Genomic DNA, 7763 nt, shown 5'->3' on the forward strand with positions numbered 1-7763 from the left:
CAGGCGATGGGGAGGCCTGCTTTTCCTTGGGCACCAGGCTGGTGGCTACCACCGAACCGACGCCGAAGAAGGCGCCATGGGCGAAGGACGCCACTACGCGTCCTATCATCAAGGTGACATACCCCGGCGCCATGGCGCAGGCCAGGTTGCCGATGACGAATACCACCATCAGCGCAATGAGCAAGGTCTTGCGCGGCAGGCGGCCGGTGGTGGCGGTGACCAGCGGGGCGCCCACGAACACGCCCAGCGCATAGCCGGTCACCAGCAGCCCGGCCGAGGACAGGCTCACGCCCAGGTTGGCCGCGACTTCCGGTAGCAGGCCCATGATGACGAACTCGGTGGTTCCGATGGCGAATGCGCTGATGGTCAGCGCCCAAAGAGCAATTGGCATGGCAATCCTTATGGAGTGAGGGGTTCCGGCTAGCTGGGCCTGGGACGCAGTCTCGGTGATCGCCTGTTGCAGGCCCTGGCTGACCGCCTGCCTGCGCATCTGCCGCCGCGCCTGGAAGACATGCGGGATCGCTACGCCCATCATTTGCTGCTCAAGATGGGCGATGATGGCATCGAGGAAGCACGTGCCTATCTCCAGGGCATTTTGCCCACAGCGCAGGCCGGCTTCATCGAATGTACGCCGGCTGAGGCCAGCGCCGCATTCCTGAACCGTTTCGCCATCGGCAATGCAGCCAATCGCTACCGGGCCGTGCATCAGGATACGGTCGAAGAGATCGTCGCGCTCGACGTTGCCCTGCCACGCAATACCTACGACTGGTTTGAAGTGCTGCCGGCGGAACTGGCCGAGGAGATCGAGTTCACGATGTATTGCGGCCACTTCTTCTGCCACGTGATGCATCAGGAGTACCTGGTCAAGAAGGGGCGTGATTACGCATCGGTCAAGCAGCGTCTGCTGGCTCTGCTGGAGGCACGCGGCGCGCGTTATCCGGCCGAGCACAACTTCGGTCATCTCTATCATGCCGGTCCCGAGGTGGAACAGTTCTATCGCCGCCTGGATCCGACCAACTCCTTCAATCCAGGCATCGGCCTGACCAGTACCCGGCAGCATTGGGGGCCGTCCTGCTGCCCGGCACATGTTTGCGCCGCGCCGTCAGAGCAGTGCGAGCACAGCAATTGCGGCAGGCACAGCGAGACGCTCTGCTGAGACCGTCTCAGTCGTAGCGCTTGTAGGCATCCACATAATGGATATCGACCAGCCTGCGGGCGGCTGAAGCATTGCCGTTGATGATCGCCGCCGCAATGTTCTGATGGTTGCGCAGTACCGAATCCCACTCATCCTGGTTGCGCGTATGGGAATGGACCGAGCGCGTGGAGTCGAACAGGATGGCGCTGATGCCGCTGATGATCGCCGACAGCAGGGGATTCTGGGTGGCCTTCCCGACGGCTTCGTGGAAGGCCGCGTCTAGGGGGGAAAACGCTTCTACATTACTCAGCGCCGCCGGCATTTGCGTCACGATGGCACTGATGCGCTCGATATCGTCGGGTGTACGGTGTTCCGCCGCCAGCACAGCGGCCTGCAGATCCAGGCTATGGCGCACTTCCAGGATCTGGATCGGCGTAATCTGCTGGGTCGCCAAGCCATGTTGCGCCAGATTGGAAAAGGGAACCTTGGACAAGGGCAGCACCGTGGGTGACTTGCCGCTGGAGACAGCGATCAGCCCCCGTCCGGCCAGCGCATTGGTGGCCTCGCGCACGGTCGGGCGGCTGACCCCGAAGAGCCGGGTCAGTTCTCCTTCGCTGGGCAGGCTTTGTCCCGGCTCCAGCTTGTGCTCGGCGATGTAGCGCACGATGTGGTCGGCGATCTGGTCCGAAATACGTACCTGCTGCAATTGCAGGTTGGGTGCCGTCTTTTTACTTGTCATGGCCTTGGTTGTACGGGCAAATCAGCGCGGTGCTCATTGCTCGGCTTCGGGCTGGACCAGCGGGATTTCGCGCAACCACTGCACCAGCGGATAGGCATTCTTGAAGCCTTCCAGCACCCGCTTGCCGAGGTCGGCCGGGATCTTCTTGCGGATATCTTCTTCGGTCCAGACGATGAAGCTCTTGAGCTTCACATAGTCGATGTTCGGTGTGTCCGGATCGAAACCCTTGGGCGGACGCTGCAGCTTGCCTTCCTCCTGCAGCTCGCCATAGGTGGCGACCAGCTTCTTGTTCTTGCGCATCTTGGTGAAGCCCGCTGCATCTTCCACCACGCGATTGCGGATGGCGCGCAGGCGCGGCGTGGGCGGCAGATATTCACCACCGGCGATGAGCAACTGACCGGCTTCGTTGATGTGGAAGTAGTAGGCCGGACCACCGCCCTGGCTGGGCTTCTTTAAGCCGCTGGCGGTGATGGCCGCCGAGAAGTGCGTCTTGTAGGGGCGCTTGTCATGCGAGAAGCGCATGTCGCGGTTGATGCGAAACAGCGCTTTCTTCGGATTGCAACCGGCGATGGCCGGATCGAACTTGCTGATCTCTGCGATGAGCTTGATGGTCAGCGCCAGGAATTCCTCGCGCAGGATGTCGTAGCGCGGCTTGTTCATGACGAACCAGGCGCGGTTGTTGTTCTCGGACAGTTCGCCCAGGAACTGGATCAGGTCACGCACATGCATGGGGAGCTTCTCCTAGCTTATTCTTCCTCGTTGTCATCGGTCTTGGGCGGCGGCGGACGCTTGCCCACCGTGATGTTGAGCTTGGTTTCCTGCGACTTGCGCAGCACCGTCATGGCGATGTCCTGGCCGGGCGTGAGTTGCGCGATGACGTTGAGCATCTCGGTGGTATCGGCCACCGGCTTGTCGGCGATGCTCACCAGGATATCGCCCGGACGCATCCCGGCACGGTCGGCCGGCCCGCCCTTGAGCACGCCGGCGATGATGGCGCCAGTCTTCTTGCCCAGGCCGAAGCTCTCGGCCAGTTCCGGCGTGATGTCCTGCGGTTCCACACCGATCCAGCCGCGCACCACCTGACCATGGTTGATGATGGCTTCCATCACGGTCTTGGCGGTGGACATCGGAATGGCAAAGCCGATGCCGAGGTTGCCGCCGGTGCGCGAATAGATGGCCGTGTTGATGCCCAGCAGGTTGCCGTTGGTGTCCACCAGCGCGCCACCGGAGTTGCCGGGGTTGATGGCGGCGTCGGTCTGGATGAAGTTCTCGAAGGTATTGATGCCCAGGTGATTACGCCCCAGTGCCGAGACGATGCCCATGGTCACCGTCTGGCCCACGCCGAAGGGGTTGCCGATGGCCAGCACGACGTCACCTACCGAGCTGTTTTCCGGGTGGCCGAGCGTGATGGCTGGCAGGTTGGGCAGGTCGATCTTGATGACGGCCAGGTCGGTCTCGGGATCGATGCCGACCACCTTGGCGCTGGCCTTGCGGCCATCGGCCAGGGCCACTTCGATCTTGTCGGCCGCTTCCACCACGTGGTTGTTGGTGAGGATGTAGCCTTGCGGACTGACGATCACGCCCGAGCCCAGGCTGGATTGCTTGTCATCCTGCTGCTGTTCGTCGAACTGGTCGCCGAAGAACTTGCGGAAGAACGGGTCGTTCTGGAAGGGGCTCTTCTGTGGCCGGGCTTCGGTCGTTGTGAAGATATTGACCACCGAGGGCATGGCCTGGCGTGCGGCATGGCGGTAGGAGTCCAGGGCGGGCGCGTTGGGGGCGGCTTCCTGCATCTGGACCGTGGACTGGGCCGGCCGGGCGCGCGATGTGAAGGAACCGGACAGCCAGTCCGGCTTCAAGGTCGCTACAATGAACCACAGCGCCAGACCTACTGTCACCGTCTGTGCAAACAACAGCCATAAACGTCGCATAAAAGAATTCTTGATTTTGATGTGAAATCGGATGAGGAAGAAATGACCCGCCACATTAACAGAGACGAGCTCTCAGCATATCTGGGACGCGCCCTTAACACTGCGCAATATCGCGATTATTGCCCAAACGGCTTGCAGGTGGAAGGGCGCACCACCATTGGGCGCGTGGTGACCGGCGTGACTGCCAGCCTGGCCTTGATCGAGGCGGCGCTGGCCTGGCAGGCCGATGCCATCCTGGTCCATCACGGTTATTTCTGGCGCGGTGAAGACATGCGCGTGATCGGGCAGAAGCAACGCCGCCTGAAGCTTTTGCTGTCCAACGACATCAATCTGTTCGGCTACCACCTGCCGCTGGATTCCCATCCCGAGCTGGGCAACAACGCTCAACTGGCCAAGCGACTGGACCTGGATGCGACGGGCCGCTTCGGCGAAAACGATATCGGCTGGATCGGTCGTTGCCATTCTCCTGCCGTCAGGACCGCCGCCGACCTGGTGCTGCTGATCGAAAAGCGCCTGGGCCGTATGCCGCTGTTGATCGGTGATCCGCAGCAAGCCATCGGTCAGGTAGCCTGGTGCACGGGGGCGGCGCAAGGGATGCTGGGTGAGGCCATCGATGCTGGCGCCACGGTCTACATCAGTGGCGAGATTTCGGAACCGACCGTGCACCTGGCCCGCGAGAGCGGCACGGTCTATCTCGCTGCCGGCCACCATGCCACCGAGCGCTACGGCATCCAGGCGCTGGGTGAACATGTGGCGGCGCATTTTGGCATCGAGCACCGGTTCATTGATATCGACAATCCGGTGTGAGATCCGACTGTGATGCGTCAAGCTTCACTTTAAGAATTGAAAATGTGAAGCCGGTAAAGTGAAGAAGCGCTTCAGGCCTGCTTCTTGAGCGAATCACGGATTTCGCGCAGCAGCAGCACGTCTTCCGGCGTGGGGGCGGGCGCTGCCGGAGCGGCTTCTTCATTCTTGGTGGCCAGGTCGCGGGCCTTGTTGATGGCGCGCACCATCTGGAAGATGATGAAGGCCAGGATCAGGAAGTTGATGAAGATGGTCAGGAAGTTGCCGTAAGCGAACACTGCGCCGGCCTTCTTGGCCTCGGCCAGCGGCAGGCCATAGGCCTGGCCGTTCAGGGGCAGGTAGTAATTGGCGAAGTCCAGGCCACCGAAGATCTTGCCGACGATGGGCATGATGATATCCTCGACCAGGGAACTGACGATCTTGCCGAAGGCGCCACCGATGATGACACCCACGGCCAGGTCGACCACGTTTCCTTTGATCGCGAAGGCGCGAAAATCCTTGAGCATACTCATCCCTGGTTTCTCCTTTGAAAGTTGCTGTTTAAACATGAGGCGGGGTTACAACGGGTTATATCCTGCCTGCCAGGAAAAGTAAATCGGACAAGAACTGACGCTGCACTGCCAGAAAACGGATAAAAAGAGCAGATTGACAATGGGTTGCGCTGCGTCAAATGTTGATTTTTGCGAGCAGGTACCATACCGGCCGTTAGCTACAAAACCCTATTCAGCTTATATATAATCAAAAAGTTGCATGAGGGTCACTTAGAAGGTCCACGCTAACTTACATTTGGAGATTGGGGTGTTTATGACTGACGAGAATCAGGTCGACGCAAGTCGACGAGGTTTGCTTGTTGCGACTTGTGCGGCCGGAGGTGTAGCGGGTTTGGCCACCGCTGGAGCGTTCGTCTCCACCCTGCAACCTTCTGAACGCGCCAAGGCAGCCGGCGCACCGGTGGAAGTGGATATTTCTTCACTGGCTCCCGGCGAAATGCGCACCGTCGAATGGCGCGGCAAACCGGTCTGGATTCTCAAGCGCACGCCCGAGATGATCGCTTCCCTCAAGCAGACCGATGGCGAAGTGGCCGATCCCAATTCCAAGCGCACCGATTTCTCCCAGACGCCCGATTACGCGCTCAACGAATGGCGCTCCGTGCGCAAGGATATTCTGGTCGTGGTCGGTATCTGTCCGCACCTCGGCTGCTCGCCCAGCTCTCGCTTCCAGACCGGCCCGCAGACCTCGCTGCCGGACGACTGGCATGGCGGCTTCCTGTGCCCCTGCCACGGCTCCACCTTCGACCTCGCCGGTCGCGTCTACAAGAACAAACCGTCGCCGGACAATCTGCAAGTCCCGCGTTACATGTTTGAAGGCGAAAACAAGCTCGTTATCGGCAAGGACGAGAAAGGGGAGGCCTGATCATGGGAGCATTTCACGAAAAGAAGCTGCCTGATGACGCGCCCGCCGCGGCCAAGGCACTGAACTGGATCGATGCACGCTTTCCGCTGACGGCGACCTGGAAAGCCCATCTTTCCGAATACTACGCCCCGAAGAACTTCAACTTCTGGTACATCTTCGGCTCGCTGGCCTTGCTGGTGCTGGTGATCCAGATCGTCACCGGCATCTTCCTGGTGATGCATTACAAGCCCGATGCCAACCTGGCCTTCGCCTCGGTCGAGTACATCATGCGCGACGTGCCCTGGGGCTGGCTGGTGCGTTACATGCACTCCACCGGCGCTTCGGCCTTCTTCATCGTGGTCTACCTGCACATGCTGCGGGGCCTGCTGTATGGCTCCTACCGCAAGCCGCGCGAGCTGGTCTGGCTGTTCGGCGTGGGTATCTTCCTGTGCCTGATGGGTGAAGCTTTCTTCGGTTACCTGCTGCCCTGGGGCCAGATGTCCTACTGGGGTGCTCAGGTGATCGTGAACCTGTTCGGCGCCATCCCCTTCATCGGCCCCGACCTGTCGCTGCTCATCCGCGGCGACTACGTCGTTTCCGACGCTACCCTGAACCGCTTCTTCTCCTTCCACGTGATCGCCATTCCGCTGGTGTTGATCGGCCTGGTGGCGGCACACATCATCGCGCTGCACGAAGTGGGTTCGAACAACCCGGACGGCGTGGAAATCAAGGAAAAGACCGATGAGAACGGCGTGCCGCTGGATGGCGTGCCATTCCACCCGTATTACACGGTGCATGACATCTTTGGTGTCTCGATCTTCCTGCTGGTGTTCTCGGCAGTGATCTTCTTTGCGCCGGAAATGGGCGGCTACTTCCTGGAGTACAACAACTTCATCCCGGCCGATTCGCTCAAGACGCCGTTGCATATCGCCCCGGTGTGGTACTTCACCCCGTTCTACTCGATCCTGCGTGCCACCACGGCCGACTTCATGGGTTGGCTCATCGCCGGCGTGGCGGCCTATGTGCTGCTGCTGGTGTTCAAGTCGCGCCTGACGGCCAAGCTGAAGATGGCTTCCATTATCATCGGCCTGGTCATCATCGCTGGGATGCTGGTCTTCGACGCCAAGTTCTGGGGCGTGGTGCTGATGGGCCTGTCGGTGGTGATCCTGGGCGGCCTGCCATGGCTGGACCAGTCGCAGGTCAAGTCCATCCGCTATCGCCCGAGCTGGCACAAGTACATCTATCTGGTCTTTGGCATCGCCTTCGTCATCCTCGGCTACCTCGGCGTGCAACCGCCGACGGCCATCGGCACCACCGTCTCGCAGGTGTGCAGCTTCATTTACCTCGGCTTCTTCCTGCTGATGCCGTGGTGGAGCGCTGCCGGCACCTTCAAGCCGGTCCCCGAGCGCGTCGTCTACCACCCGCACTAAGCCAGCCGCCAAAGGACAAGAACATGACATTGCTCAAGAAAGTGATTGCCGCGCTGGCCCTGCTGCCGGCGCTGGCCTGCGCCAACGAAGGGGGCTATCCGCTGGATCGCGCCCCGGATCGCACCAAGGATGTTGCTTCGCTGCAAAATGGCGCCAAGCTGTTCGTCAACTACTGCCTGAACTGCCACTCGGCCTCGTCCATGCGCTACAACCGCCTGCGCGACATCGGCCTGACCGAAGAGCAGATCAAGGGAAACCTGATGTTTTCCGGGGAAAAAGTCGGCGATCTGATGAAGATCTCGATGACGCCGCCAGATGCCAAGCCTGGTTCGGTG

General features: G+C 60.7%; 10 protein-coding genes. 5 read left to right on the top strand and 5 right to left on the bottom strand.

Going from position 1 to position 7763, the window contains the following annotated elements; all coding sequences use genetic code 11:
- Positions 1-391: MFS transporter (locus I5W_RS23685; RefSeq protein ID WP_044531093.1), on the bottom strand; the 391-nt coding region annotated here is incomplete at its 3' end.
- Positions 392-430: 39 nt separating this feature from the next.
- Between I5W_RS23685 and I5W_RS23690 the strand changes: the two genes are divergently transcribed.
- Positions 431-1156 (top strand): hypothetical protein, encoded by a 726-nt coding sequence (locus I5W_RS23690; protein WP_256380795.1) that lies wholly within the window; start codon positions 431-433, stop codon positions 1154-1156.
- A gap of 7 nt (positions 1157-1163) precedes the next feature.
- Here the strand turns inward: I5W_RS23690 and I5W_RS23695 are convergent, their stop codons facing one another.
- From I5W_RS23695 to I5W_RS23705, 3 genes are read right to left on the bottom strand one after another with little or no spacing between them, the layout of a single operon-like run.
- A complete protein-coding gene (locus I5W_RS23695; protein WP_044531094.1) occupies positions 1164-1874 on the bottom strand; it encodes a FadR/GntR family transcriptional regulator in 711 nt (236 codons plus the stop codon).
- Positions 1875-1907: 33 nt separating this feature from the next.
- Positions 1908-2603, bottom strand: a complete 696-nt coding sequence (locus I5W_RS23700; protein WP_044531095.1) for a DUF2461 domain-containing protein — start codon at positions 2601-2603, stop codon at positions 1908-1910.
- Between the two features lie 17 nt (positions 2604-2620).
- On the bottom strand, positions 2621-3802 hold the full coding sequence (locus I5W_RS23705) for a Do family serine endopeptidase (RefSeq protein WP_017453784.1): 1182 nt from the start codon (positions 3800-3802) through the stop codon (positions 2621-2623).
- Positions 3803-3844: 42 nt separating this feature from the next.
- Here I5W_RS23705 and I5W_RS23710 point away from each other — a divergent pair, with 42 nt between their 5' ends.
- Entirely contained in the window at positions 3845-4609 is a 765-nt protein-coding gene (locus I5W_RS23710) for a Nif3-like dinuclear metal center hexameric protein (RefSeq protein ID WP_044531096.1), read from the top strand.
- A gap of 71 nt (positions 4610-4680) precedes the next feature.
- On the opposite strand, the gene mscL is transcribed toward I5W_RS23710, so the two are convergent.
- Positions 4681-5118 (bottom strand): large conductance mechanosensitive channel protein MscL, encoded by a 438-nt coding sequence (mscL, locus tag I5W_RS23715; RefSeq protein WP_017453786.1) that lies wholly within the window; start codon positions 5116-5118, stop codon positions 4681-4683.
- Positions 5119-5410: 292 nt separating this feature from the next.
- Between mscL and petA the strand changes: the two genes are divergently transcribed.
- From petA to I5W_RS23730, 3 genes are all read left to right on the top strand, one after another.
- Positions 5411-6019 (top strand): ubiquinol-cytochrome c reductase iron-sulfur subunit, encoded by a 609-nt coding sequence (petA, locus tag I5W_RS23720; RefSeq protein ID WP_017453787.1) that lies wholly within the window; start codon positions 5411-5413, stop codon positions 6017-6019.
- A gap of 2 nt (positions 6020-6021) precedes the next feature.
- On the top strand, positions 6022-7428 hold the full coding sequence (locus I5W_RS23725; RefSeq protein WP_017453788.1) for a cytochrome b: 1407 nt from the start codon (positions 6022-6024) through the stop codon (positions 7426-7428).
- Positions 7429-7451: 23 nt separating this feature from the next.
- Positions 7452-7763, top strand: a 312-nt coding sequence (locus tag I5W_RS23730; RefSeq protein ID WP_044531097.1) for a cytochrome c1, incomplete at its 3' end; no start/stop codon positions are given.

The organism is Herbaspirillum sp. B65 (assembly GCF_000333555.1).
Lineage (GTDB): Bacteria > Pseudomonadota > Gammaproteobacteria > Burkholderiales > Burkholderiaceae_D > Herbaspirillum > Herbaspirillum rubrisubalbicans.

Coding starts and splice junctions, on each gene's coding strand:
- I5W_RS23695 (WP_044531094.1), bottom strand. CDS start 1,874: ATGACAAGTAAAAAGACGGCACCCAACCTGCAATTGCAGCAGGTACGT.
- I5W_RS23700 (WP_044531095.1), bottom strand. CDS start 2,603: ATGCATGTGCGTGACCTGATCCAGTTCCTGGGCGAACTGTCCGAGAAC.
- I5W_RS23705 (WP_017453784.1), bottom strand. CDS start 3,802: ATGCGACGTTTATGGCTGTTGTTTGCACAGACGGTGACAGTAGGTCTG.
- I5W_RS23710 (WP_044531096.1), top strand. CDS start 3,845: ATGACCCGCCACATTAACAGAGACGAGCTCTCAGCATATCTGGGACGC.
- mscL (WP_017453786.1), bottom strand. CDS start 5,118: ATGAGTATGCTCAAGGATTTTCGCGCCTTCGCGATCAAAGGAAACGTG.
- petA (WP_017453787.1), top strand. CDS start 5,411: ATGACTGACGAGAATCAGGTCGACGCAAGTCGACGAGGTTTGCTTGTT.
- I5W_RS23725 (WP_017453788.1), top strand. CDS start 6,022: ATGGGAGCATTTCACGAAAAGAAGCTGCCTGATGACGCGCCCGCCGCG.